At 70.6% G+C, this 25,499-nt stretch carries 24 protein-coding genes and 1 tRNA gene; 11 read left to right on the top strand and 14 right to left on the bottom strand.

Annotation, left to right across the window (positions count from 1 at the left end):
* Nucleotides 1–85 precede the first annotated feature (85 nt).
* A complete protein-coding gene (locus DXK32_RS27855) occupies nucleotides 86–1,057 on the bottom strand; it encodes an L-threonylcarbamoyladenylate synthase (RefSeq protein WP_114861475.1) in 972 nt (323 codons plus the stop codon).
* Nucleotides 1,058–1,168: 111 nt separating this feature from the next.
* On the opposite strand from DXK32_RS27855, the gene parA reads away from it, so the two are divergent.
* Nucleotides 1,169–1,816, top strand: coding sequence for a ParA family partition ATPase (gene parA, locus DXK32_RS27850; protein ID WP_114861477.1), 648 nt, complete (start codon nucleotides 1,169–1,171; stop codon nucleotides 1,814–1,816).
* 10 nt (nucleotides 1,817–1,826) lie between these two features.
* Here parA and DXK32_RS27845 read toward each other — a convergent pair whose 3' ends face one another.
* The 4 genes from DXK32_RS27845 to DXK32_RS27830 all read right to left on the bottom strand — a co-directional run bounded on the left by DXK32_RS27845 (nucleotide 1,827) and on the right by DXK32_RS27830 (nucleotide 6,063).
* Nucleotides 1,827–2,222, bottom strand: a complete 396-nt coding sequence (locus tag DXK32_RS27845; protein ID WP_114861474.1) for a type II toxin-antitoxin system VapC family toxin — start codon at nucleotides 2,220–2,222, stop codon at nucleotides 1,827–1,829.
* Complete coding sequence (locus tag DXK32_RS27840; protein WP_114861473.1) at nucleotides 2,209–2,493, bottom strand: type II toxin-antitoxin system VapB family antitoxin; 285 nt, start codon at nucleotides 2,491–2,493, stop codon at nucleotides 2,209–2,211. Before DXK32_RS27840 ends, DXK32_RS27845 begins: the two co-directional genes overlap by 14 nt.
* A 70-nt stretch (nucleotides 2,494–2,563) precedes the next feature.
* Nucleotides 2,564–3,046 carry a thioredoxin-dependent thiol peroxidase gene (gene bcp / locus DXK32_RS27835; RefSeq protein WP_038528897.1) on the bottom strand — a complete coding sequence of 161 codons (483 nt, stop codon included), beginning with the start codon at nucleotides 3,044–3,046 and terminating at the stop codon, nucleotides 2,564–2,566.
* Nucleotides 3,043–6,063 (bottom strand): bifunctional [glutamine synthetase] adenylyltransferase/[glutamine synthetase]-adenylyl-L-tyrosine phosphorylase, encoded by a 3,021-nt coding sequence (locus tag DXK32_RS27830; protein ID WP_114861472.1) that lies wholly within the window; start codon nucleotides 6,061–6,063, stop codon nucleotides 3,043–3,045. Before DXK32_RS27830 ends, bcp begins: the two co-directional genes overlap by 4 nt.
* 117 nt (nucleotides 6,064–6,180) lie before the next feature.
* Between DXK32_RS27830 and DXK32_RS27825 the strand changes: the two genes are divergently transcribed.
* Nucleotides 6,181–9,813, top strand: a complete 3,633-nt coding sequence (locus tag DXK32_RS27825; RefSeq protein ID WP_114861476.1) for a DUF3971 domain-containing protein — start codon at nucleotides 6,181–6,183, stop codon at nucleotides 9,811–9,813.
* A 145-nt stretch (nucleotides 9,814–9,958) separates the two neighbouring features.
* Here the strand turns inward: DXK32_RS27825 and tyrS are convergent, their stop codons facing one another.
* On the bottom strand, nucleotides 9,959–11,227 hold the full coding sequence (tyrS, locus tag DXK32_RS27820) for a tyrosine--tRNA ligase (protein WP_114861471.1): 1,269 nt from the start codon (nucleotides 11,225–11,227) through the stop codon (nucleotides 9,959–9,961).
* A gap of 88 nt (nucleotides 11,228–11,315) precedes the next feature.
* Between tyrS and DXK32_RS27815 the strand changes: the two genes are divergently transcribed.
* Nucleotides 11,316–12,398 (top strand): anhydro-N-acetylmuramic acid kinase, encoded by a 1,083-nt coding sequence (locus DXK32_RS27815; protein WP_432612368.1) that lies wholly within the window; start codon nucleotides 11,316–11,318, stop codon nucleotides 12,396–12,398.
* Between the two features lie 9 nt (nucleotides 12,399–12,407).
* Here the strand turns inward: DXK32_RS27815 and DXK32_RS32405 are convergent, their stop codons facing one another.
* Nucleotides 12,408–12,551 carry a hypothetical protein gene (locus tag DXK32_RS32405; protein WP_162801378.1) on the bottom strand — a complete coding sequence of 48 codons (144 nt, stop codon included), beginning with the start codon at nucleotides 12,549–12,551 and terminating at the stop codon, nucleotides 12,408–12,410.
* 5 nt (nucleotides 12,552–12,556) lie between these two features.
* On the bottom strand, nucleotides 12,557–13,219 hold the full coding sequence (locus DXK32_RS27810) for an alpha/beta hydrolase (RefSeq protein WP_014239834.1): 663 nt from the start codon (nucleotides 13,217–13,219) through the stop codon (nucleotides 12,557–12,559).
* Between the two features lie 265 nt (nucleotides 13,220–13,484).
* On the opposite strand from DXK32_RS27810, the gene epsC reads away from it, so the two are divergent.
* The 7 genes from epsC (at nucleotide 13,485) to DXK32_RS27775 (ending at nucleotide 18,623) form a co-directional block, all read left to right on the top strand.
* Nucleotides 13,485–14,258, top strand: a complete 774-nt coding sequence (gene epsC / locus DXK32_RS27805; protein WP_247877376.1) for a serine O-acetyltransferase EpsC — start codon at nucleotides 13,485–13,487, stop codon at nucleotides 14,256–14,258.
* Between the two features lie 77 nt (nucleotides 14,259–14,335).
* Nucleotides 14,336–14,818, top strand: a complete 483-nt coding sequence (locus DXK32_RS27800; protein WP_014239836.1) for an Rrf2 family transcriptional regulator — start codon at nucleotides 14,336–14,338, stop codon at nucleotides 14,816–14,818.
* 28 nt (nucleotides 14,819–14,846) lie between these two features.
* On the top strand, nucleotides 14,847–15,959 hold the full coding sequence (locus DXK32_RS27795) for a cysteine desulfurase family protein (protein ID WP_114861468.1): 1,113 nt from the start codon (nucleotides 14,847–14,849) through the stop codon (nucleotides 15,957–15,959).
* 144 nt (nucleotides 15,960–16,103) lie between these two features.
* On the top strand, nucleotides 16,104–16,769 hold the full coding sequence (locus DXK32_RS27790; protein ID WP_114861467.1) for a molecular chaperone DnaJ: 666 nt from the start codon (nucleotides 16,104–16,106) through the stop codon (nucleotides 16,767–16,769).
* 45 nt (nucleotides 16,770–16,814) lie between these two features.
* Nucleotides 16,815–17,144 carry a ferredoxin family 2Fe-2S iron-sulfur cluster binding protein gene (locus tag DXK32_RS27785; RefSeq protein ID WP_035672428.1) on the top strand — a complete coding sequence of 110 codons (330 nt, stop codon included), beginning with the start codon at nucleotides 16,815–16,817 and terminating at the stop codon, nucleotides 17,142–17,144.
* A 139-nt stretch (nucleotides 17,145–17,283) separates the two neighbouring features.
* On the top strand, nucleotides 17,284–18,417 hold the full coding sequence (gene mnmA, locus DXK32_RS27780; RefSeq protein ID WP_114861466.1) for a tRNA 2-thiouridine(34) synthase MnmA: 1,134 nt from the start codon (nucleotides 17,284–17,286) through the stop codon (nucleotides 18,415–18,417).
* A 131-nt stretch (nucleotides 18,418–18,548) separates the two neighbouring features.
* Nucleotides 18,549–18,623, top strand: a tRNA-Met gene (locus tag DXK32_RS27775).
* Nucleotides 18,624–18,694: 71 nt separating this feature from the next.
* Here the strand turns inward: DXK32_RS27775 and DXK32_RS27770 are convergent.
* The 6 genes from DXK32_RS27770 to DXK32_RS27745 form a co-directional block, all read right to left on the bottom strand.
* Entirely contained in the window at nucleotides 18,695–20,032 is a 1,338-nt protein-coding gene (locus DXK32_RS27770) for an HlyD family type I secretion periplasmic adaptor subunit (RefSeq protein ID WP_114861465.1), read from the bottom strand.
* Nucleotides 20,033–20,046: 14 nt separating this feature from the next.
* On the bottom strand, nucleotides 20,047–21,774 hold the full coding sequence (locus tag DXK32_RS27765) for a type I secretion system permease/ATPase (RefSeq protein ID WP_114861464.1): 1,728 nt from the start codon (nucleotides 21,772–21,774) through the stop codon (nucleotides 20,047–20,049).
* A gap of 81 nt (nucleotides 21,775–21,855) precedes the next feature.
* A complete protein-coding gene (locus DXK32_RS27760) occupies nucleotides 21,856–22,485 on the bottom strand; it encodes a calcium-binding protein (RefSeq protein ID WP_114861463.1) in 630 nt (209 codons plus the stop codon).
* A 190-nt stretch (nucleotides 22,486–22,675) separates the two neighbouring features.
* Nucleotides 22,676–23,047, bottom strand: coding sequence for an Atu4866 domain-containing protein (locus DXK32_RS27755; RefSeq protein ID WP_114861462.1), 372 nt, complete (start codon nucleotides 23,045–23,047; stop codon nucleotides 22,676–22,678).
* On the bottom strand, nucleotides 23,044–23,541 hold the full coding sequence (locus tag DXK32_RS27750) for a carboxymuconolactone decarboxylase family protein (protein WP_114861461.1): 498 nt from the start codon (nucleotides 23,539–23,541) through the stop codon (nucleotides 23,044–23,046). The genes DXK32_RS27755 and DXK32_RS27750 overlap by 4 nt, the downstream gene beginning before the upstream one ends.
* Nucleotides 23,542–23,566: 25 nt before the next feature.
* Complete coding sequence (locus tag DXK32_RS27745) at nucleotides 23,567–24,298, bottom strand: SDR family oxidoreductase (protein ID WP_114861460.1); 732 nt, start codon at nucleotides 24,296–24,298, stop codon at nucleotides 23,567–23,569.
* 107 nt (nucleotides 24,299–24,405) lie between these two features.
* Here DXK32_RS27745 and DXK32_RS27740 point away from each other — a divergent pair, with 107 nt between their 5' ends.
* Nucleotides 24,406–25,314: a LysR family transcriptional regulator gene (locus tag DXK32_RS27740; protein WP_114861459.1), complete on the top strand. Its 909-nt coding sequence runs from the start codon at nucleotides 24,406–24,408 to the stop codon at nucleotides 25,312–25,314.
* Nucleotides 25,315–25,499 lie beyond the last annotated feature (185 nt).

Raw genomic sequence — 25,499 nt, 5'->3', positions numbered from 1 at the left:
GGAGGGACCCGCAAAGCGGGAGGGTGGGGGCTCGTTGCGAGACTCTTATCGCCTCGCCGTCCGTTTTTCCACTGCCCCCGATCCATCACCCCCGCGGGGCGGCGGCCCGCCGCAGCCGGTCGTTGATGGCGACGCCCAGCCCCTCGTCCGGGATCGGCATCACCGCGATGGCGCGGGCGCCCTCCTGGTCGAGCGCGCGGAGATGGGCGAACAGGTTCGCCGCCGCCTCGTTCAGGTCGCCCTGGAGGCTCAGGTTCAGGCGGGTCCTGCCGCCGCGGATGAAGCGGTCGGGGCCGAAGGTCAGGAACGCCTCGTCCTCCTCGGCGCCGGTGGCGTTCAGCCGCACCGGGGCGTTGGGGGCGTAGTGGCTTTCCAGCTGGCCGGGGGATTTCGGGGCGTCCGGGTTGCCGGCGGACAGCTGGATGGGGCCGATCAGCCGCTCGATCTCCTCGCGCAGCACCGCGCCGGGGCGCAGCAGCACGGGCGTGTCGCCGGTCAGGTCGAGCACGGTCGACTCCACCCCGACCTGACACTTGCCCCCGGCCACCACCATGCTGACCCGGTCGCCCAGGCTCTCGATGACATGGTGGGGGGCGGTCGGGCTGACCGCGCCGGAGCGGTTGGCGCTGGGGGCGGCGATCGGCTTGCCGGCGGCCTTGAGCAGGGCCTGCGCCACCGGGTGGGCGGGCACGCGCACCGCCACGCTGTCCAGCCCGGCGGACACCAGCAGCGACAGCCCGGCCTCGGCCCGGCGGGGCAGGACCAGGGTCAGCGGGCCGGGCCAGAACTGGTGGGCCAGCTCCACCGCGCGCTCGTCGAGCACGGCGATGGCCTCGGCCGACTCCAGGTCCGGCACATGGGCGATCAGCGGGTTGAACTGCGGGCGGCCCTTGGCGGCGAAGATCGCGGCCACGGCCCGGTCGTCGGTGGCGTCGCCGCCGAGGCCGTAGACGGTCTCGGTCGGGAAGGCGACGAGATCGCCGCCGCGCAGGGCCTCGCCGGCGCGGGCGAGACCGGCGGGCGTGGCGGGGATGATATCGGGATGCTTGTCGGTCACGGGGCGATTTGTAAAGCGTGGGAGGATGAAGTCAATTCGCGCGGTTGCGCCGGCTCTGTCCAAGCCTTATGACGGGTGTGCGCGATAAACAACCAAATGATGGGTGTGGGCATGGCGGGCAAGGTCTTCACCGTGGCTCAGCAGAAGGGCGGGGCCGGCAAGACCACGCTGGTGGCTCACCTCGCCATCGCCTGGATGCAGCTCGGCCGCTCGGTCGCCACGGTGGACATCGACCCGCAGGGCAGCCTGACCCGCTGGCAGGCGGTGCGGGCGGAGGCCACGGGCGGGGAGCCCGGCTTCACCCATGTCCAGATCACCGGCTGGCGCACCCAGACCGAGGTGGAGAAGCTGGCCCGCGACCACGACATCGTGCTGATCGACAGCCCGCCCCACGCCCAGACGGAGGCGCGCATCGCCGTGCGCGCCGCCAGCCTCGTCCTCGCCCCGGTGCAGCCCAGCCCGATGGACCTGTGGGCGGTGCAGCCGACGCTGGACCTCGCCGCGCAGGAGAAGCGCCGGCTGCTGCTGGTGTTGAACCGCGTGCCGCCGCGCGCCCGCATCGCCGACGAACTGATCGCGCGGGTGCGCGATCTGGTCAACCCGCCCGCCGTGGACATCGCGGAGTCGCAGATCGGCAACCGCACCGCCTACGCCGGGACCCTGCTGTCCGGCCTGTCGGTGACCGAGGCCGCCCGCAAGACCCAGGCGGCGGCGGAGATGCAGGCGCTGGCCGAGGAGATTTTGCGCCGGGCGGCGTGAGAAGGGTGTGTTACAGCGGCAGGGCCAGGGCAACGTCGGTGCGGGTGAAGTCGTCGCCTTTGAACAGCAAGGGCTGACCCAAATCCTGTGCGAGCGCATAGGAACAGCAATCGCCCATGTTGAGGCGTGCCGGATGCCGGCCTTTGCCGAAGCGTTGATGCGCTTCCAGTGCGATCTCTGCGTGTCTGCGGGTCACAGGCACGATATCCACTGTGAAGGCATCGAGAATGGCCAAGGCTTGCTCGAAGCCACGCGCGCCCAATCGGGTGTGGGCCACTATGCCGATCTCGATGACAGACAGCGCGCTCATGAAGCGGTTCGGTGCCGCAACAATGGCGTCGAGGAAGGTTTCGCGCTCTGGCTCACCGAGCAGGATGGCAATGACGGCCGAGCTATCGATGACCATCGAACGTCCCGGTCTCATCATAGCCAAGGATGTCGTCGGGGCTACGGTCGTCGAGCACCGGTAGCCGGTCGATGTCCGCCACGATGCGCCGGACTCGTTCCAGAATCTCCGCCGGGTCGCTGAGCGGCCTGCCGATGGGTTGGGCCGGTTCTTCCATCCGGCTCCATTCCGCCCGCAAGGCGGTCAGCACCACCTCGTCCACCGCCAGCCCCCGGCGGGAGGCCAAATCGTGGGCGAGGCGTTCGGCTTCCGGGTTGCGGATGGTCAGCATGGGCGCGCGTCCGCTTGAAGGAACAGCTTCAATCTACGCCGCGCGCGCCACACCGACAAGCCGTCCCGCCTTACAGCGCCTGCAACGCCTTCAGCACCGCCGCCACATGGCCGGTGACCTTCACCTTGCGCCAGACGTTGCGGACGATGCCGTCCTTGTCGATCAGGAAGGTCGCGCGCTCCAGGCCCATGTATTTCCGGCCGTACATGCTCTTCTCGACCCAGACACCGTAGGCCTCGGCGACGCCGGTCTCCTTGTCGGAGGCGAGCGTGAAGGGCAGCTCGTACTTCGCCTTGAACTTGTCGTGGCTGGCCACGCTGTCCTTGGACACGCCGATGATGACGGCGTCGAGCCCGCTGAAGTCCGGGAGCTGGTCGCGGAAGCCGCAGGCCTCCGACGTGCAGCCGGAGGTGTCGTCCTTCGGGTAGAAGTACAGGATCACCGGCTTGCCCCGCAGGGCGGACAGCGTGACGCTGCCGCCGCCGTCGGTCGGCATGGTGAAGTCCGGGGCGGGGGTGCCGGCCTCGATGGCGGGCGCTTGGGTCTCACTCATGGGAGTCTGGCTTCTTCGTTGGTCTCTGGGGGAGGCAGCCTTGACGCCGGCTCCTCGACCAGCGCCACGAAATGGCGATGGGCGCGGGCGGCGATGTCCCGGATTCTGCTGTCGAGCGCGGCGAAGTCAACCGCCGGCTCCTCGTCCGGGAAGGCGGCGCGCGACAGGCCCTCGCGCAGGGTGGGCGAGACCTGCCGCGGATCGAGCACGCCGTCGGTGGTCAGGCGCAGGAAGCCCTGCACGCGGCGCCATAGCTTCAGCGTCGCCGCCAGCTCCTCCGCCACCTCCGGGGCCAGCAGCCCGGCCGCGGCGGCGTTGAGCAGGGCGCGGCTGGTGGCGATGGACAGGATCTCCGGATGGGCGTGGCCGTGGCGGAGCTGGAGATACTGGGCGGTGAACTCGATGTCGATCAGGCCGCCGCGGGCGTATTTGACGTTCCACGGGTTGGTTGTGCCGAACTCCTTGTCGATGCGGCGGCGCATGTCGGCGACGTCCCGCAGCACCTTGGCCGGATCGCGCGGGCCGGTCAGCACGCCGCGGATCGCCGACTCGACCTTGCCGGCCAGTTCCCGATCGCCGCCGCCGGAATCACTGCCGATGACGCGGGCGCGGGTCAGGGCCATGTGCTCCCACGTCCAGGCGTCCTTGGCCTGATAGGCGGTGAAGGCGTCCAGCGCGGTGGCGAGCGGCCCGGCGTTGCCCGACGGGCGCAGCCGCATGTCCACCTCGTACAGCCGCCCGTCGGCCATCGGGGCGGTGATGGCGTTGGTCAGGCGCTGCGTCAGCTTGATGTAATATTCGTTGGGGGCCAGCGGCTTGGTCCCGTCCGACTGGCGGGTGCCCGGCGGCACCTCGTAAACCACGATCAGGTCGATGTCGGAGGTGATGGTGAGCTGCCGGCTGCCCAGCTTGCCCATCGCCACCACCACCCAGGCGCCGCCGGGGATGCGGCCGTGGCGGGCGGCGAACTCCTCCTCGACGCGGGCGGCCAGCTCCGGCACCACCACGTCGGCCAGATCGGCGAGGAAGGGGCCGCAGCGGTCGCCGTCGGTGATGCCGCGCAGGATGTGCGCCCCGGCGCGGAAGCGCTGGTCGTTGGTCCAGCGCCGCGACAGGGTGAGCACGTCCTCGAAGTTGTGCGCCCCGGCGATGAAGCGCCGGTACTCCGGCGTCAGCCCCGCCGCGTCGGGCAGCGGGTCGAAGAAGTCGGGCGACAGCACGGCGTCGAGCAGCGACGGGTTGCGCGCCAGCGTCTCGGCCAGCTGCGGCGCCGTGCCCATGATCTCCGCAACCAGGGCGAGCAGCCAGGGGTTGGCGATGAACAGCGAGAACAGCCCGACCCCCGCCGGCAGCCGCTCCAGGAAGCTGTCGAACTTGACCAGCGCGTCGTCGGGGGCGGGCGTCTTGGCCAGCTCGTTCAGCATGGCCGGCACCAGCTCGGTCAGCAGCTCCCGCGCACGGCCCGAGCGGGTGGAGCGGTAGCGCCCGCGGTGCCAGGTGGAGACCACGGCGATGACCCGGCTGGGGTCGCGGTAGCCCATGCCGGCCAGCGTCTTCACCGTGCCGGGATCGTCGTCGGTGCCGGTGAAGACGAGGTTGCCGGGGCCGGACAGCGACGGCGCCTCCTCGAACAGCTCGGCGTAGCGGTCCTCCACCCGGCCGAGCTGGGCCAGCAGGTCGGCGCGGAAATCCTCGATCCGCTCGTAGCCGAGGAAGGTCGCGAGATGCGCCACCCCCTCGTCGTCCGCCGGAATCTGATGGGTCTGGCGGTCGTCGGTCATCTGGATGCGGTGCTCGACCCGGCGCAGGAAGCGGTAGGCCTCCTCCAACTCCTCCACCGCCGCCTCCGGCACGCGGCCGACCGCGCACAGCGCCTTGTTGGCCAGCAGGGTGGGGGCGATGCGCACGCGGATGTCGCGCCCGCCGAAGATCAATTGCTGGGTCTGGGCGAAGAACTCGATCTCGCGGATTCCGCCACGGCCGACCTTGATGTCGTGGCCGTTCACCGTCACTTCACGATGGCCCTTGTGGGCGTTGATCTGACGCTTGATGGAATGGATGTCCTGGATGGCCGCGAAGTCGAGGTGGCGCCGCCACACGAACGGTTCGAGGAAACGCAGGAAATGCGCCCCCGCTTCCGGATCGCCGGCGATCGGGCGGGCCTTGATCATGGCCGCGCGCTCCCAGTTCTGCCCGACGCTGCCGTAATAAATTTCGGCCGCCGAGACGGACACCGCGAGCGGCGTGGCCCCGGGATCGGGGCGCAGCCGCAGATCTGTACGGAAGACGTAGCCGTCCTTGGTCCGTTCATCCATAATGCGGACAAGATCGCGCGCGATACGAATGAACGTGCGGGCGAGGTTGTCCGGCTGGGGCGTTTGAACGACGGCGTCGTCGTACAGGACGATCAGGTCGATATCGCTGGAATAGTTGAGCTCGCGCGCACCAAGTTTGCCCATGCCAAGCACGATCAGGCCCGACCCGACCCATGGCCGCTGCGGTTCCGGCAGCGTCAGCGTGCCCGCCTCCGCGGCGCGGCGCAGCAGGTGGTTTGCCGCCATGCGCACCGACGTCTCGGCGATGTCGGACAGCGCGCCGGTGACGGCCTCCAGCTTCCACGCGCCGGTGATGTCGGCCATCGCGATCAGCAGCGCCGCCCGCCGCTTGGCGATGCGCAGGGCGGCCATCAGCCGGTCGATGTTGCGCTCCTCCGCGCAGTCCGCCTCCAGCCGGCGCAGCAGCGTCGCGAAGGCGTCGTCGTACCCCTGCGTCACCATCCCGCGGACGAAGGGCAGCTCGCGGGTCAGGATCTGGCCGAGATACGGGCTGTTGCCGCACACCGCGTCGATCAGCGCCCGGCCTTCGGCCGAATCGGCGTACGCCTCGGCCCAGGCGCGCAAGGCGTCGCCGTCGCCGTCGCCGGTGCTGTTCGCGGCGTTCGCCGCCTCGGCGCGCCAGCGCTCCAGGCCGCGTTCGGCGAGGGCGGTGTCGAAGGGTTTCGGCAACGTGGTGGTCATGGTCGCGGCTATCCCTGCACAAGAACTGAGCAGGAGGGTGCGCGGTCCGGCCCTTCCGGTCAACCGTGACAATCCGCGCCGTGACAATCCGTGGGCATCGTCGCCGGGACACCGTCCGTGATCCGGCGAACCGCGAAGATTCTCGCCTGGACCGCCGCGGGCGCGGTTGTCGTCGTCGGCGCCGCCGGTGGGCTGTTCGCATGGCGGCTGGCCCAGGGACCGATCGCTCTCGACCGGCTGACCCCCTATGTTGAGCGGGCGCTGAGCGACCCGCAGGGCCGCTACAGCGTCGACGTCGGCCAGCTCGTCCTGTCCTGGGTGGACGAGGAGGAGAGCGACGGGCTGACCCGCCTGGACCTGCGGGCCATCGACGTGCACGCGGTCAACGCCGAGGGGGACGAGCTTGCCGCGGTGCCGGAACTGGGCGTCGGCTTCTCCGTGCGGGCGCTGTTCCAGGGCAAGCTGTCGCCGACCCGGCTCGACCTCGTGCGGCCGCGCCTCCAGGTGGTGCGCCGGGCCGACGGCAGCCTGGATTTCGACGTGCGCTCAATCCCGTCTCCCGGCGAGCCGGAGAAGGAGGAGCCGGACGGTGGCCCCGATTTCGCGGGGGAGATCGTGGCCACCCTGATGCAGCCCCCGGACATCGCCCGGCCGCTGGGCCTGCTGCGGCGGCTGACCATCATCGGCGCCGACCTGACGGTGATGAACCGCATGCTGGGCCTGTCCTGGCACGCCAACCGCGCCGACATCGTGCTGACCCGCGACGGGACGGAGATCGTCGGCGGGGCGCAGCTTTTGCTCGACCTCGACGGGCGGACGGCGGCGGTGGAGGCGTCGGGCGTCCATCGCATGGCTGACGCCGAAACCGCGCTGTCCACCCGCTTCGACGGGCTGCAGCCGGCGGCGCTGGCCAAGATCGGCCCGCTGCTGGCGCCGCTGTCGGCGGTGACCGTTCCTCTCGGTGGGCGCATCGACGCGACCCTGGATTCGCGGTTCGAGCCGGTGCGCTTCAGCTTCGACCTGCAGGGTGGTGCCGGGGAGGTCAGCCTGCCCGCGCTGCGGCCCGACCCCTACCGCGTCGACCGCCTGCGGCTGCGGGGCGGGCTGGACGTGCCGGGCCGGCGGGCGGAGCTGGAGCGGCTGGACCTCGCGTTCGACGGGATGGCGATGGCCGGGCGGGGCGACCTGCGGGAGCAGGGCGGGCAGCGCAGCGGCAGCCTGCGGCTCGACCTGACGGCGGGTGGCACGCGGGCCTCGCTCGACCTCGACGGCACGCAGGTTCCCGACAAGGGCGCGTCGGTCGCCGCGACGCTCGACGGGCTGGTGCCCGCCGCGCTGGCCGGCCTTGCCCCGGCGCTGGCGCCGCTCGCCGCGGCGCAGCTTCCCCTGTCCGGCACGGCCAGCGTGGAGCTGGACCCCGACGGGCAGCCGCGCCGCGGCCGCGCGGAGCTGACGGCCGGCGCCGGGCGCGTCGTCCGGCCGGACCTGTTCCCGGAGCCGCTGCCCGTCGCCGCAGCCGCCCTGACGGTGGCCGGCGACCGCGCCTCGGGCAAGCTGGACGTGGAGCGGCTGGCCATCGACCTCGGCGGGCCGACGGTGGAGGGAACGGCGCAGGCCACCATCGCCCAGCTCGGCACCCCGGACGCCCGCCTGTCGGTGGAGGCCGCCGTGACGGCCAAGCGGGTGCCGGCGGACGAGCTTCCGCGGCTGTGGCCGCTGGGGGTGGGGAAGAACCCGCGGGAGTGGGTCACCCAAAACCTGTCGCGCGGCGTGGTGCCGGAGGCGACGGCCACCGTCCGGGCCAGCGGGCCGCTGTCCGACCTCGCGGCGATCGACGTGACGCATTTCCAGGCCGGCATCCAGGCCGAGGACATGACGGTGGACTACTTCCACCCGCTGCCCAAGGTCACCGGGGTGGGGGCGGATGTGTCCACCGACGGCAAGACCTTCACCATCCACACCAAGGGCGGACGGATCGACGACGTCCAGCTCGGCGAGGGCACGATCGTCATCGGCGGTCTGGACACCGGCAAGGAGACCATGGACATCCGCGTCCCGGTCCGCGGGCCGGTGCGCACCATCCTGACCGTTCTCGACAGCCCGCCGCTGGGCTATCCCAGCCGCCTCGATCTCGACCCCAAGCGCACCCAGGGGCAGGCCGACGCGCAGCTCCATTTCCAGTTCCCGCTGCTGGTCGATCTGAAGGTGGAGCAGCTGAACCTGGACGTCGCGGCGAAGCTGCGCGGTGTCGGGGTGGAGAAGGTGGCCGCCGGGCTGACCGCGACCGAAGGCGATCTGACTCTGGCGCTCGACATGAACGCCATGACGGTGAAGGGCAACACCAAGCTGGACGGAATCCCGGTCACCATCGACTGGAAGGAGCAGTTCACCTCCACCGCCAAGGGGCCGCGCACCCGCATCGCCGTGAAGGGCGACGTGGACGCCCAGGACCTGCGCAGCCACGGCATCGACCTTGGCGAGCATGTGGCGGGGCCGCTGGGGGCGGACGTGCTGTTCACCGTGGACCAGCGCCGCCGCTTCGGGCTGACCGCCGGGTTGAACCTGGAAAAGACCCACCTGCGCATCGACGAGCTGGGCTGGGAGAAGAAGCCCGGTGTCCCCGGCACCGGCAAGCTGGCGCTGGAGTTCCAGAAGGACCGGGTGACCCGCATCACCGGCCTGTCCGTCGATGCGGGGGGCTTGCGCGCCCAGGCGGTCGTCGATCTCGCGCCGCAGACCATGGCGGTCACCAAGGTGGCGGTCGGGCAGATGTCCGTCGGCCAGACCGACCTGAAGGCCGACGTGACGGTGCATGACGGCGGCAAGAGCGGCTATTCCGGCACCATCACCGGCCAGAGCCTCGACGCCCGCGTGCTGGCCGGCAAGGCCGACCCGCCCGGCGGCAAGAAGCAGGGACCGCCCGACGAGAAGCCGCTGCCGCTCGACTTCGACCTGAAGCTGAACCGCGTCGTCTTCGGGGACGGCCGCCATCTGTCCGACGTGGTCGGGCGGATCAAGCGCGACCGCCTGTCCTGGACGGCGCTCGACGTGACGGCGAAGGCGGGGCGCGACGGGACGGTGTCCCTGCGCTACCTGCCGGGTGCCCAGGGCTTCTACGACGTGGCCGTCTCGGCCAGCGACGCGGGGGCGACCTTCCACGCGCTCGACATCAACGATCGGGTGCAGGGTGGTGCCTTGGCGATCACCGGCCGCACGGTGGAGCCGCGGGCCGACGCCGCCATCGAGGGCCGGATGGAGCTGACCGACTACGCGCTGGTCGATCCGCCGGTGCTGGCGCGCATTCTGAACGCCATCTCCCCCTCCGGCTTCGCCGAGCTGATGGGTGGCGGCAAGGGCATCCGTTTCGGGCGGGCGGTCAGCGACTACCGCAAGGACGGGCGCCTGCTGACCGTGAAGGACCTGCGCACCTCCGGCTCCGCGCTCGGCCTGACCCTCTCGGGGGAGGTGGACATCGAGACCGACACCGCCAACCTGCGCGGCACCATCGTGCCCATTTACGGGCTGAACCGGCTGATCGGCCAGATCCCGCTGCTGGGCGACGCGCTGAGCGGCGGCGAGGGGCAGGGCATCTTCAGCGCCACCTGGCACGTCCGCGGCCCGCTGGCCGACCCGGACGTGACGGTGAACCCGCTCGCCATGCTGGCGCCGGGCTTCCTGCGCAACCTGTTCTTCCTGGGCGAGGGCGGCGACGGCAAGGAAGCGCCCTCGCCGGGGACGTTCGTGAAGTAGGGGGATTGTTCATCCCTCGCCCCTCTGGGGAGAGGGTGCCCGCGAAGCGGGCGGGTGAGGGGGTTGCGCTTTTGCCGGACGTACCGCCACGCGCAACCCCCTCACCCTAACCCTCTCCCCGGAGGGGAGAGGGAACATTGGTCTCTCACACCGCCTTGACCAGCGCGTGACGCTTCTTGCCGGCGCTCAGCTTGATGACGCCGTCGGCGTTCAGGTCGGCGGCGGTGGCCTTGGCGGTCTCGTCGGGGATGGCGGCGTCGTTCATCTTGGCGCCGGCGCCCTTGATGAGGCGGCGGGCCTCGCCCTTCGACGTGGCCAGCCCGGCGGACACCAGCAGGTCCACCAGCGCGACCCCGGCCTCAAGCTCGGCGCGGGGCACGTCGATGCTCGGCAGACCCTCGGCGGCGGCGCCCTGCTCGAAGGTGCGGCGGGCGGTCTCGGCGGCCTCCAGGGCGGCCGCCTCGCCGTGGGCGAGCTTGGTCACCTCGTGGGCGAGGATCTTCTTGGCCTCGTTGATGCCGGCGCCTTCGAGGGCTTCCAGCCGCGTCACCTCGTCCAGCGGCAGCTCGGTGTAGAGGCGCAGGAAGCGGCCGACGTCGGCGTCCTCGGTGTTGCGCCAGTACTGCCAGAAATCATAGGCGCTGAGCTTGTCGGCGGTCAGCCACACCGCGCCCGCGGCGGTCTTGCCCATCTTGGCGCCCGACGAGGTGGTCAGCAGCGGGGTGGTCAGGCCGAACAGCTCCGCCCCGTCGGTGCGGCGGCCCAGTTCGACGCCGTTGATGATGTTGCCCCACTGGTCCGACCCGCCCATCTGGAGCGTGCACTTCTCGCGGCGGAACAGCTCCACGAAATCATAGGCCTGGAGAATCATGTAGTTGAATTCCAGGAAGGTCAGCGGCTGCTCGCGATCCAGCCGCAGCTTGACCGATTCGAAGGTCATCATGCGGTTGATCGTGAAGTGCCGGCCGATGTCGCGCAGCAGCGGGATGTATTTCAGCTCGTCCAGCCAGTCGGCGTTGTTGACCATCACCGCGTCGGTCGGCCCGCCCATTGTATTTTCTGGGGCGAATGACAGGTAGCGCCCGAAGATGCGCTTGATGCCCGCCATGTTGGCGTTGATGATCTCGTCGGTGAGGAGCTGGCGCGCCTCGTCCTTGCCCGACGGATCGCCGATCTTGGTCGTGCCGCCGCCCATCAGGACGATCGGCTTATGGCCGGTCTTCTGCAGCCAGCGCAGCATCATGATCGGCAGCAGGCTGCCGACATGCAGGCTGTCCGCCGTGCAGTCGAAGCCGATGTAGGCGATGATCGGCCCCTTCGCCGCGCGCTCGTCGAGCCCGGCGAGGTCGGTGCACTGGTGGATGAAGCCGCGTTCCTGCAGCGTGCGGAGGAAATCCGATGTCAGCGTCGTCATGGCCGCGATCCGGCTGTCGTGGTAGGGTCCAGGGTCGCGTCTGTTAGCATGGAACGCGCGGCCCCACAATTCTCGGGGCTGACTCCGCATTGGATTGAGGCAGGGAATGCAGACGGTCGTCGGGCTGATGAGCGGCACCTCCATGGACGGGATCGACGCGGCGCTGGTCCGCACCGACGGCGAGCGCCGGGTGGAGCCGCTGGCCTTCGTCACCGTCCCCTACGAGGATGATTTCCGCGCCGAGCTGCGCTCCTGCCTCGGCGGCAGGGGGCCGGTGGAGACGGTCGAGCGGGCCCTGACCGACGCCCACGCCGACGCGGTGCGCCGCCTGCTGGCGGAGGCCGGGACGGAGGCCGCCGCGGTGGACCTGATCGGCTTCCACGGCCAGACGATCTTCCACGACCCGGCGCAGCGCCGCACTTGGCAGATCGGTGACGGCGCGCGGCTGGCGCGGGCGACCGGCATCGCCGTCGTGAACGACTTCCGCACGGCGGACGTGGCGGCGGGCGGGCAGGGCGCCCCGCTGGTGCCGCTGTTCCACCGCGCGCTGGCCGACGCCCTGCCGCGGCCGCTGGCCGTGCTGAACATCGGCGGCGTCGCCAACGTCACCTGGATCGGCGAGGGCGCGGACGATGTGATCGCCTGCGACACCGGGCCGGGCAACGCGCTGGTGGATGACTGGGTGCTGTCCGGCCAGGGCGCCCGTTACGATTCCGGCGGGGCGCTGGCGGCGCGGGGCACGGTGGACGAGGACGCCTTGGCGGCGCTGCTCGCCCATCCCTATTTCGACCTTCCGGCGCCGAAGTCGCTGGACCGCGACGCCTTCGACCCGGCGCCGGTCCGCGGGCTGTCCGTTGAGGATGGCGCGGCGACCCTGACCGCCTTCACCGCCGCATCGGTCGCCCGCATCGTCCCCCATCTGCCGGAGGCGCCGCTGCGCTGGCTGATCTGCGGCGGCGGGCGCCACAACGCGACGCTGATGGGGATGCTGGCCGACCGGCTGGGCGTGCCGGTCGATCCGGTGGAGGCGGTGGGCTGGAACGGCGACGCGTTGGAGGCCGAGGCCTTCGCCTATCTGGCGGTGCGCAGCCGCCAGGGCCTGCCGCTCAGCCTGCCGGCCACGACCGGCGCGCCGCAGCCGATGACCGGCGGGCGCTTCCACCCGGTGTGATGGCGGAGGTTACGGGCGCTGGCGGCTGTTGTCAGTGCAGTTGTCGGCGTGCTTGCACCAGTTGCCGAAGGCGCTGGCGATCTGGGTGTTGCTGCAGCCGGACAGCAGGAGCCCCGCGAGGCCGGCAACGAAGGCAAAACGACGGAACGTCATCGCGCTCACTCCGCCACGGCGGCGACGGGGTTGCCCATCGCGCGGTCCAGATAGTCGTCCACCTGCACCGCGAGATCGTCGCTGCGGTTGGCGAAGAAATGGTTGGCGCCGGGCACGACGCGGTGGTCGATGCGGATGTCCTTCTGGTGCGACAGCTTGGTCACCAGCTTGTTCACCGCCGCCCCCGGAACCAGCTCGTCCTTGTCGCCGTGGATGATCAGGCCGGAGGAGGGGCAGGGCGCCAGGAAGGAGAAGTCGAACAGGTTGGCCGGCGGCGAGACGGACACGAAGCCGTCGATCTCCGGACGGCGCATCAGAAGCTGCATGCCGATCCACGCCCCGAAGGACACGCCGGCGATCCAGCAGACCGGGGCGTTGGGGTTGTGGGTCTGCAGCCAGTCCAGCGCCGCCGCCGCGTCGGCCAGTTCGCCCTCGCCCTTGTCGTAGGTGCCCTGGCTGCGGCCGACCCCCCGGAAATTGAAGCGCAGGGCGGAGTAGCCGCGCTTCGTGAAGGACTGGAACAGGGTGAAGACCACCTTGTTGTTCATGGTCCCGTTGTGATGCGGGTGCGGATGCAGCAGCAAGGCCATCGGCGCGTTGGGGATCGTGCCGTGTGTGTAGCGCCCTTCCAGCCGTCCGGCCGGACCGTTGATCATCACTTCAGGCATGGGAACGGCGATCCTGACGCGAATATAAGGTGATCCGGACCACCGGCGGAGCGGCGGGCGGACGCCACGGCAAGCGGACGTGGTTGCCCATGGACAAGCATGGATTTTTCGCACACAATTCTTGACCGTTTTGCTTGGTCATCATATATGCGTCGATGCGTCCTTCCAGGGCAACCCGCGCGACCGGCGAGGCACGGGTCGAGGGCTCTTGCGAAAGATCACCTCTTCCGGCAAGAGGGCGGACTATACCACGGCGGGTGTTCCGGTGTTCAAGCATCTTCGCGAAGAGATCGACGGTATCATGGCCCGCGACCCGGCCGCGCGGTCACGGGCCGAGGTCGCGCTGTGCTATCCGGGCTTCCATGCCATCGTCCTGCACCGTGTCGCGCGCTATTGCTGGGATCGCCGCTGGCATCTGATGGCGCGCGCCGTCTCGCAGATCGCCCGCGCCTTGACCGGCATCGAAATCCATCCCGGCGCCACCATCGGGCGCCGCTTCTTCATCGACCACGGCATGGGCGTCGTCATCGGCGAGACCGCCGAGATCGGCGACGACGTGATGCTCTATCATGGGGTGACGCTGGGCGGTACCTCGCTGAACCAGGGCAAGCGTCACCCCACGCTGGAAAGCGGCGTGATCGTCGGCGCCGGGGCCAAGGTGCTGGGCGCCATCACCATCGGGCGCGGCGCCCGCGTCGGCGCCAACGCCGTTGTGGTGGCGGATGTGGCGCCGGGCATCGCGGTGGTCGGCATCCCGGCCAAGGCGGTGGTGACGCGCGACCGCGTCGAGACGCAGAAGTTCATGCCCTACGGCACGCCCTGCGGCGACATCCCCGATCCGGTGGCGCGCGCGCTGAACGGCCTGCTCGATCAGGTGTCGAGCCTGCGCCGGCGCGTCGAGGAACTGGAATCGGAGCGCGGCGACGCGCATAATTCATCCGTATACGAAACATCGGGCGTTTCCAACGGGACCGCCCGGCCCGACAATGGGGTGCGCGCGCCGGTGTCCGCCGACGGCGGTCCGGCGGCGTCCTGTTGAATCAAACACAAACACGAGGCTTGGCGCCGATCCGCTGAACGGTCGGGCCGGGGTGAAGGAAGGGTAAGGAGGGTAAAATGAGACTCAGCACCAAGGGACGCTATGCCGTCATGGCCATGGTCGATCTTGCTGCCACCAGCCAGGGGAGCCCCGTCGCCCTTGCCGACATCGCCGACCGGCAGGAGATTTCGCTCTCCTATCTGGAGCAGCTGTTCGCCAAGCTGCGCAAGGGCGGTCTGGTCAAGAGCGTGCGCGGCCCCGGCGGCGGTTATCTGCTGGCCCATCCGGCGGACGCGACCCGGGTGTCCGACATCATCCTGGCGGTGGACGAGCCGATCCGCACGACCCGCTGCGCCAACGGCACGCCGCAGGGCTGCCGCACCAACCGCTCGCGCTGCCTGACCCACGACCTGTGGGAGGAGCTGGGCAACCAGATCCACATGTATCTCAGCTCGGTCACCGTGGCCGACGTGGTGGAGCGGCGGATCATCGGCACCAGCAGCCTGACCATCCGCGGCCCGCAGCCGGCGGACGAGGGCGCCGCGGTCGCGGCGGAGTGAGGGAGCGCCCTTCCGGCCCTTCGTTCCGATGACCCGCGTCTATCTCGACCACAACGCCTCGGCGCCTCTGAAGCCGGCGGTGAAGACGGCGATGATCCAGGCCATGGATCTCGCCGGCAACCCATCGTCGGTGCACGGCTTCGGCCGCACGGTCCGCCGCGCGGTGGAGGAGGCGCGCGCCCAGGTCGCCGCCATGGCCGGGGTGCGGCCGGCCCAGGTCTTCTTCACCGGCAGCGGCACGGAAGCCAACAATCTGGCGCTGCGCGGCTTTCCCGGCCGGGCGGTGGTCACCTCCGCCATCGAGCATGATTCGGTGCTGGAGGCGGTGCCCGGCGCCGCCCGCGTCCCGGTGGACCGCCACGGCGTCGCCGACCTCGCCGCGCTCGACCGCTGGCTCGCCGACGCAGACGGTCCCGTGCTCGTTTCCCTGATGCTCGCCAACAACGAGACCGGCGTGATCCAGCCGGTGGCCGAGGCGGCGCGGATCGCCCACGCGCGCGGCGCGCTCCTCCACTGCGACGCCGTCCAGGCGGCAGGGCGGCTGCCGCTCGACCTCGCGAGGCTCGGCGCCGATCTGCTCACCCTGTCGGCCCACAAGATCGGCGGCCCCACCGGGGTGGGCGCCCTGATCCTCGCCGACGGGCTGGAGCCGGAGGCGCTGATCCGCGGCGGCGGGCAGGAGAAGCGCCGCCGCGCCGGGACCGAGAACGTCGTCGGCATCGTCGGCTTCGGCGCCGCCGCCCGCCTCGCGCGGGAGGAGCTTCCCGACAGCGCCCGCCTGACCGCCCTGCGCGACGCGCTGGAGGCGCTAGCGCTCGCCGCCGTTCCGGCTGCGCGGGTGACGGGGGCCGGCGCGGCGCGGGTCGGCAACACCAGCAACCTGCTGCTGCCCGGCGTGGCGGGGGAGACCCAGGTGATGGCGCTGGACCTTGCCGGGGTGGCGGTCAGCGCCGGGTCGGCCTGCTCAAGCGGCAAGGTGAAGCCGTCCCACGTCCTGGCCGCCATGGGCGAGAGCGCGGGTGATGCCGCCTGCGCCATCCGTATCAGCCTGGGCTGGGACAGCGACGACGCGGCGGTGGAGCGTTTCGCCGCCGCCTACGCCGCCATGGCGGCAAGGCTGGCCCGTGCCCCTGCGGCGTAATCGCCCCTCCATGACCTCCCCCTTCCGCCGCGGGCCGTGTAAGGTTGCGCGGCGCCCCGCTTCTGGGTATCACCCGGCCGAAGGGACGGCGGCGACCCGCCGCCCTCACGGCCGACCTGTGCAGCGTTTCAACGGACGGCAAGCATGACGACATCCGATTCCGGCCCGCCGCGCTTTCCCAAGGGAGAGACTCCCAAGGGCATCGCCGGGACCATCGAGGGCGATCTGGAGCCGTGCTGGCTGTGCGGCCGTTCGGTCGCGGCGCGCGCGATGTTCTGCCATTCCTGCGGGGCGGTGCAGGCGCCACGCCCGCTCGACCATTTCACCCGGCTGGGTCTGGAGCGCCGCTTCGACATCGAGCCGGAGGCGTTGGCCCGCCAGTACGCCGGCTTTTCCCGCGCCATGGACCCGGAGCGCTTCGCGGCGCGCGGCGCGCGGCAGCAGGCCAACGCCCGCGCCCTGGCCGACGCGCTGGCCGACGCCCATGAGACGCTGCGCGACCCGGTGCGCCGCGCCCGCTACCTGCTTGAGCTGCTGGACGCCCCCACCGCCGCGTTGACCGCGGAGGAGGACGAGGAGGTGACCGTGCTCGCGGACCGGCTGGACGGCGCTCCGGACGCGACTGCGGTGGACCGACTGGCCCAGGACATCGGGCAACGGGTGGAAAGTTGCATCAAGTATCTTGCCATTGCCTTCCGCAACGGGCAGACCGACAACGCCGCGCGCATCCTCGCGCGGCTGGAGCGGTTGGAGGCGCTGGCGGCCGAATCCCGGACGCGGCGTGCCGGCCTTGCCCCAAAATCACCCTAACCATCGCCACCGCACACCGACGCCTTTGTTCAGGAGAGCACCCCAATGCCCAAGATGACCTTCATCGAGCCGAACGGCACCCGCCACGAGGTGGACGCCCCGCTCGGCCTGTCCGTGCTGGAGGTCGCGCACAAGCACGGCCTGGACCTGGAAGGCGCCTGCGAGGGCTCGCTCGCCTGCTCGACCTGCCACGTCATCGTGGAGCCGGAGTGGTTCGACGTGCTGAACGAGGCCTCGGAGGACGAGGAGGACATGCTCGACCTCGCCTTCGGCCTGACCAAGACCTCGCGCCTGGGCTGCCAGATCATCATCAGCGAGGAGCTGGACGGTCTGGCCGTGCGCCTTCCCGGCGGCACCAACAACGCCATGCGCTGACCATACGCCGCGGCGCCTTGCGGGGCCGCCGCGGTCTGCACCCGCCACCGGAGAACCGGCGCGCCGTCCCCTTTGCGGGGCAGAGGCGTCCCGGTTCTCCGGTGGTGAATTTTTTGGGAACCAGCCCATATAGGGCGCCATGATCTCCTACGCCAACTCCCTCGGCATCGCCAAGCGTCCCCAGGACACCCGTGTGGTCGTCGCCATGTCCGGCGGGGTCGATTCCTCCGTCACCGCCGCCGTTCTGCGGGAGGAGGGCTACGACGTGGTCGGCATCACGCTGCAGCTCTACGACCACGGCATCGCCCTGCAGAAGCCGGGCGCCTGCTGCGCCGGGCAGGACATCTACGACGCCCGTCAGGTGGCCGACCGCATCGGCATCCCGCATTATGTGCTGGATTATGAGGGCAAGTTCTCCCAGGACGTGATCGACGACTTCGCCGACACCTACCTGCGCGGCGAGACGCCGATCCCCTGCGTGCGCTGCAACCAGCGGGTCAAGTTCCGCGATCTGCTGAACACCGCCCGCGACCTCGGCGCCGACGCGCTGGCGACCGGCCATTACGTGCGCCGCGTCCAGGGAGCGGCGGGGGCGGAGCTGCACCGCGCCATCGATCCCGGCCGCGACCAGAGTTACTTTCTGTTCGCCACGACGCGCGAGCAGCTGGAGTTCCTGCGCTTCCCGCTGGGCGGCCTGACCAAGCCGGAGACCCGGGCCCTGGCCGAGCGCCACGGGCTGGAGGTGGCGGCCAAGCCGGACAGTCAGGACATCTGCTTCGTCCCCAACGGCTCCTACGCCGACGTGGTGGCGAAGCTGCGTCCCGGCTCGGTCGAGCCCGGCGACATCGTCCATGTCGACGGGCGCGTCCTGGGCCGCCACCGCGGCGTGGTCCATTACACGGTGGGCCAGCGCAAGGGGCTGGGCATCGGCGGCATCCGGGGCGAGGAGGAACCGCTGTTCGTGGTGCGTCTGGAGCCCGGCCAGCGCCGCGTCATCGTCGGCCCGCGCCGCGAGCTGGCGCGCCGCGTGGTGACGATCCGCGAGGTCAACTGGCTCGGCCCCGCCCTGGCCCCCGGCGAGGGGCTGGAGGTCGAGGTGAAGCTCCGCTCCGCCCAGCCCCCGGCCCCGGCGGTGTGGCGGCTGGGCGCAGACGGCACCGCGCAGGCCGAACTGCACGAGCCGCAATACGGTGTAGCGCCCGGCCAAGCCTGCGTCGTCTACCAGGGTGACCGGGTGCTGGGTGGTGGCTGGATTGCCGGAACGGGGGGCTGACGAAAACTTCACAAAAAGTGGAATTTCAGCGTTGACACCCCGGTCCCCCTGGAATACATAAGCGGCCCCGGCACGAACCGCGGCGGCCAACACCGAAACGGACCGCGCCGGGAGATGATGGTAAGCACGATGGCAGCGTAGCTCAGTGGTAGAGCAGGGGAATCATAATCCCTTGGTCGGGGGTTCAAATCCCTCCGCTGCTACCATCACAAAAAGCCCGTCAAGTCTTTGACTTGACGGGCTTTTTCTTTGGCTGACGTTGCAAGTGGCGTTCCCCTCAATCCTCCGTCAGCGCGTGCGCCATGGCGTCCTGCAACGGCGCCAGCACATAGTCGATGGCCCGGCGCTGGCCCGTCGCGATCAGCACGTCGGCGGGCATGCCCGGATGCAGGGCCGCCGTGCCGAGGCGCTCCAGCGCGCCGGGCAGGGGACGGACGCGGGCCACGAAGTAGGGGGCGTGGGTCGTCGGGTCTGTCAGGCGATCGGCGGAAACGTCGACAACGGTTGCGTCGATCGAGGGCGTGCGGCGGGGCTTGAAGGCGCTGAGGCGGACCTGCGCGGTTTGGCCGGCCTTCACCACGTCGATGTCCAGCGGGTCGATGCGTGCCTCGATGGTCGGCGGGCCGCTGTCCGGGACGATGTCCATCAGCGGCTCGCCCGGCTTCACCACCCCGCCCACCGTGAAGACGGTCAGCCCGACCACGCGGCCCGGAACCGGGGCGCGGATCTCCGTGCGCTCCACCGCGTCGCGGGCGGCCTTCAGGCGGGCGGCGGTCTGGTCCAGGGCGTGCTGCGCCTCCTCCATCTCGGTGGCGATGTCGGAGCGGCGGGCCGTCTCCTTGGCATGAAGCTGGGTGTCGGCGACCGTCACCGCCTGCTCGGCCAGCAGGGCGCGGGCGCGGGACTGATCGCGGGTGCCGGCCAGATCGGCCATGGCGCGCTTCAGCGACAGCACCCGCAGCTTGCGCTCCAGCCCCTTGTTGAAGAGGTCGAGCACGCCGGCCAGTTCCTCCTCGATGAAGACGATCTGTTCGGCCGCCGCGCGCTCCTGGGCGCGGTGGGCGGTCACCTCGCGCTCGGCCTGGAGGCGCTGCTCGCGCAGCACGGCCATGTCGCCGTCGTGGCGGGTCCAGCGGGCGGCGAACAGCTGCTGCTGCACGGCCAGGGCGCGCCGGGCGGCGGCGCTTCCATCCACCAGCTCCGCCGGGACGGAGAAGGCGCGCTGGCCGGTGTATTCGGCGCGCAGGCGGGTCATGCGGACCAGGGCGGCGGCCTGTTCGGTGGACAGCTCCTCCAGGGTGGCGCGGCTCTGCGTCCCTTCCAGGCGGAGAAGGGTCTGGCCGGCGGCCACCGCGTCGCCGTCGCGCACCGCCAGTTCGGCGACGATGCCGCCTTCCAGATGCTGGATGGTCTTGCGGTTGCCGTCCACCACCACCGTGCCCGGCGCGTGGGCGGCGCTGTCCAGCGGGGCCAGAAAGCCCCAGCCGAGCCCGGCCCCCAGCGCCAGGGCGATCACCGCGCAGCCCGCCCGCACCGCCCCGCCGATGGAAGGTTCGGCGCAGCGCGGCTCCGCCGGGATGGCGCTTCGGCCCGGCAGCGTGTCGGTCGTCGTCATCTCGATGTCTCCAATCAGGGGGTTGCAGCGGCCGGCTGCGGGGTGGTGGCCCCCAGGCGACGGACCATCTCGGCCCGCGTGGCGGTCTGGTCGATCATGCCGTCGCGCAACACGACGATGCGGTCCACCGCGTCGAGGACGCAGCGGCGGTGGGCGATCACCACCACCGCGGCGCCGCCGGCCTTGGCCTCGGCGATGGCGCGCAGAAGCGCCGCCTCGCCGGCCTGGTCGAGGTTCGCGTTGGGCTCGTCGAGAACGAGCAGGCGGGGATCGCCGTAGAGGGCGCGGGCCAGCGCGATGCGCTGCCTCTGCCCGCCGGAGAGCCGGGCGCCGCCTTCGCCGATCGCCGTTTGGTAGCCGTCGGGGAGGCGGCCGATCATCTCATGCACGCCGGCCCGTCGCGCCGCCGCGGTGACCAGCGCCGGGTCGGGCTCGCCCAGCCGGGCGATGGCGTCCTCCACCGTGTCGCCGAGCAGGCCGACGCCCTGCGGCAGATAGCCGACATGCCGGCCGCAGTCGTCGCGGTGCCAGCGCCACACATTGTGGCCGTCGAGGTGGACGCCGCCCTGGGTCGGCTCCAGAACGCCGACCAGCAGCCGGGCCAGCGTGGACTTGCCCGCCGCCGAGGGGCCGACGATGCCCACCGCCTCGCCCGGCTCCACCGAGAAGGAGAGGCCGCGCAGAGTCGGGCGGTCCGATCCCGGCGGGACGTAGGTCACGCGGTCCAGCAGCAGCGAGCCGCTGGGGCGGGGCAGGGGGATGCCCGGCGCGGGCGGCGCGTCCGTTGTGAACAGGCCGCGCAGACGGCGCAGGCTCTCGCGGGCCGAGGACCAATTGCGCCATGAGTCGATCAACTGTTCGAAGGGCGCCAGCGCCCGGCCCATGAGGATGGAGGCGGCCAGCATGCTCCCCGGCGACACCTGACGGTCCAGCACCAGCATCGTGCCGGCGGCGAGGATCGCCACCTGAGCGGTCATCCGGCAGACCTTGGCGAGCGAGGTGACGGCCTGCGCCCGTCCGGTCGTTTGGTTGACCAGATGCAGATGGTCGTCCTGGACCGCCTGCCAGCGTCGGCGCAGGTTGCCCATCATGCCCATGGCGGCGACGGCCTCCACGCCGTGGGATGCCGCCTCGACCTCGGCGCCGTGGCGGCACAGGGCGCGGTTGGCTTCCGCGGCGCCCGGCATGGTCAGCAGGCGGCCGAGCAGGCTCACCCCGACCAGACAGAGGATGCTGCCGCCGCAGACGAGGCCGTAGAGCGGGTGGATCAGCGTCAGGAACAGCAGGAAGACGAGGCTGAGCGCGGCGTCGAGCGGTGCCGTGAGGCTCGGCCCGGAGAGGAATTGGCGCAGTTCGTTGAGGTCGCGCAGCACTTGGGCCGGGCGGCTTGCGCCGCCGCGCAGCAGGCCGCCCATCGACGCCTCCAGCGCGTCCACGGTCAGGCTGCGCGCCGCGAGATGGCCCATGGCCTGGGTCAGCCGCCCGCGGATCGCCTCGACCAGCCCGAACACGGCGAAGCAGCCCAGCGCCAGCAGCGACAGAGCCACCAGGGTCTCCACGCTGCGGCTGCCCAGCACGCGGTCGTAGACCTGCATCGTGTAGAGCGGCATCGCCAGCTGGATGAGGGCGAGAAAGACGCTGAATCCGCCCGCGGCGGCGAGGCCGGTGGCGATGCGCCGGCGGATCGCGCGCAGGGCCGGCGGGCTGGCGGATGGGCTGCGGCGGGTTTCCCGTGCGGCCATGGGAAGGGCGCTCCTGTCGTCCGGAGAAGGGAAAGGGGCGCGCCGGGAAGGACGGCGCGCCCGGGACCTCGGTCAGGCGGATCAGTAGAAGGAGATGTCGCCCATCGGGTTGTCGCCCTTCACGATCAGGTCGTGATAGCCGGTGTCGTTCGCCGCGTTCCACGTGACGACGTAGTAGCCATCCTTCTGCCAGATGCTGTACTGGCCGTCGGCGGGCGCGCTGGTCGCGCCGGCGTAGCTGTAGCTGCCCTTCAGCCAGATCTGGTCCTCGTCCTTGAAGTCGGTGATGGTGTCGGCGTTGCCGGCGTAGATGTCACCGCTGTCCTTCGTCTCGAAGAAGAACCAGTCGGCCCCGGCCCCGCCGGTAAGCTGGTCCTTGCCGGTGCCGCCGTAGAGGTCGTCGTAGGTGTCGCCGCCGCTCAGCGTGTCGTTGCCGTCGCCACCGTAGAGTTTGTCGTACCCGCTCTCGCCGTAGAGCTGGTCGTTGCCGCTGCCGCCATAGAGCGTGTCGGCGCCGTAATAGCCCATCAGCAGGTCGTTGCCCGACTCGCCGTAGAGAACGTCGTTGCCGTTCCAGCCGTCCAGCGTGTCGTTGCCGGACCAGCCGAGGATGGTGTCGTTTCCGTCATAACCCTGCACGTAGTCATTGCTGACGCCGTACTTGATCATGTCGAGATAGTCGGCGTTGTTGGTGCCGTAGACGTTTGCCATTGATGCGTTTCCTTCGGATCAGGGGATTGTGCCATGCAGGGGGAGGGGTGTTCTTCGGCATTCCTTTTGCGGCATTCCTTTTGCCGGTTCGTTCCGAAGACCTCGCCCTTGCACAGCCATTCTTCCCGGATCGGGCATCCGGCACTGTTGTCCACTTCACAGTTTTGGACAGGGGGAAAAGATGCTGCGGTCAGCGCCGCCGGTGCAGGATCATCCCGCCATGGTGCAGCACCCCGTCGATGAAGTCGCCGTCGGCGGTGAAGCCGGTGTCGTCCCAATAATCGATGTGGTCGCCGGTGACCCGGTAGCGGCCCTGATACGCCTTCTCCCGGTTGCCCCGCGCCTCGACGTAGCGGTTGTTGGGGAGAAGCTCGTGGCGGACGCGGCCGTCCTCGGTCACCCACAGGCCGGCATAAGGGTGATCCGCTTGGGGGTGATCCGCTTGCGCCACCCCGGGCCGGTCGGCGGTCTGGGCGAGCGCCTTGCGGTCGGGCAGGGCCTCGGCGCCGGAGGCGAGCAGGGCGGCGGTCAGGGTGGCGGTCCGGGCGAACGCGCGTTTCATGGCGTGTCTCCTTCCGACGGGCGGCGTTCGGCGAACAGCTCCGACAGGGTGCGCGCGGCGGTGATCGCGCGGGGGAAGCCGGCGGGGACGGTCACCATGTAGACGATTTCCTTCAACTCGTCCTCGGAGACGCCGGTGTTGAGCGCGTAGCCGGCGTGGATCTTCATGAAGGCGGTCTCGCCGATGGCGGCGAAGGCGGCGACCGCGGCCAACTGGCGGGTCCGGGTGTCCAGCCCCGGCCGGGACCAGACGTCGCCCAGCGCGTAGGCCTCGGTGGCCTCCGCCAGGAAGGGAAACTCCTCGCGCATCCGCTCCAGGGTGGGCTGGGGCTGGCCGTTGTTCAGGCGGCTGATCACCTCGCCGCCGCGCTTGGCGCGCTCCTCCGTGGTCAGGGCCGCGGCCGGCATCGAGGGAACCGCGGCGAGCAATCCCGCCGCGACGAGGGTGCGCAGGCGGGCCGGCGGGCGGCCGGGGGTGTCGGTGCCATGGGTCATGCTCACATCCTCCTTGATGACGGGCTCAATGGCTGGCCGTGGGACGGACCACGATCTCGTTGGTGTCCACGTCGTCCGGCTGCTCGATGGCGTGCAGGATGGCCCGTCCGATGGCGTCCGGCTTGATGGAGACGGCGCGGTAGCTCCGCATCAGCTCCTCGGCCTCCGGGTCGGTGATGGTGTGGGCCAGCTCCGACTCCACGACGCCGGGGCAGACGCAGGTGACGCGCAGCCGCTCGTTCTCCTGGCGCAGCCCGTCGGAGATGGCCCGCACCGCGTATTTCGTCGCGCAGTAGACGGCGGCGGTCGGCGAGACGGCGAGCGCCCCGATGGAGGCGATGTTGATGATCTGGCCGAAGCCCTGGCCGTTCATGACCGGCAGCACCGCGGCGATGCCGTAGAGAACGCCGCGGATGTTCACGTCGATCATGCGGTCCCATTCCTCGACCTTCAGCGAGGCCATGGGGGACAGCGGCATGACCCCGGCGTTGTTGACCAGCACGTCGATGCGCCCGAACCGCTCCTGGGCGAAGGCGGCGAAGGCGGCCATGTCCGCGCGGCTCGTCACGTCCAGCGCGCGGACCTCGGCGGTTCCGCCGCCGGCGCGGATGTCGGCGGCCAGGGATTCCAGCCGGTCCGTCCGGCGGGCGCCGAGCACCAGCTTCGCCCCGGCGGCGCCGAGGACGCGGGCGGTGCCCTCGCCGATGCCGCTGGAGGCGCCGGTGATGAGGATCGTCTTGTCGGTGATCGCGGTCATGGTCTGCTCCTCTCCGTCGATCGTTGCGGTGACGGGGAAAAGCTATGACCGACCACTGGAATGTTCGAGTTGCCAATCATGAATGGGCTGGTTAGCATCTCTAACCAATGAACGATCCCTTCGAAGGCATGGCGGCGTTCCTGGCGGTGGCCGAGACGCTCAATTTCCGCCGGGCGTCCGAGCGCCTGGGCGTCACCCGCTCCGCCGTCAGCCAGGCGGTCCGCCGGCTGGAGGACCGCATCGGCGTGCCGCTTCTCCAGAGGACGACGCGCAGCGTCCGGCTGACCGACGCGGGTGCGCGCCTGCTGGCGGCGACGCGCCCGGCTCTGGCGGAGATCGGCACGGCGCTGGAGGTCATCGCCTCGGCGCACGGGGTGCCGGGCGGGACGCTGCGGCTGGCCGTCTCGTCCATCGCGGAAAGCATCCTGGAGGGGAAGGCGCTGGCCGGCTTCCTCGCCGCCTACCCGTCGGTCGGCATCGACATCCTTGTGACCGACGAGGAGTTCGACATCGTCGCGGAGGGCTTCGACGCCGGCGTCCGGCTGGGCGAGGCCATCGAACAGGACATGATCGCTGTCCCGGTCTCCGCCCCGCAGCGGCAGTTGGTGGTCGCCTCACCGGCCTATCTGGCAGAGTTTGGCCGTCCGGCCCATCCGCGCGACCTGCTCGCCCACCGCTGCATCGGCTGGCGTCCGGCGCCGGACGTCGCTCCCTACCGCTGGGAGTTCACCGAGGATGGCCGCGATTTCGACATCGCGGTGAATCCGCGTGTCGCGACCAACGACATGGGGATGATGGTGCGGCTGGCCCTGGCCGGTGCCGGGGTGACCTGCGGCATGGAGGAGACCTTCCGCTCCCATCTGGAGCGCGGCGCGCTGGTGGCCGTCCTGGAGGATTTCTGCCCGCCCTTCGCCGGCTTCCACCTCTATTATCCCAGCCGCCGGACGGTGCCGCCGCGGTTGCGCGCCCTGATCGACCATCTGCGGGCGCAGAACGGCGGCCAACCGATCACCTGAACCTTCGACCGCCTGAAACGAAAAGGGCGGGTGACGGAGCCCGCAAGGCCCCGTCACCTGCCCTTTTTCTCTGGGGCTCTGTCCGGCCCCGCCTTGTCAGCCGAACCAGGCGGCGACGTTTCCGGTCTGCCCGACGATGGTGATGCGGTTGCCCCCGCCGACGTCGAGCGTGGTGTTGCCGCCCT

Source organism: Azospirillum brasilense (assembly GCF_003349955.1).
Classification (GTDB): Bacteria; Pseudomonadota; Alphaproteobacteria; order Azospirillales; family Azospirillaceae; genus Azospirillum; species Azospirillum brasilense_B.
The sequence above is the reverse complement of the archived record's forward strand: the minus strand, read 5'-3'. Positions and strand labels throughout refer to the sequence as shown.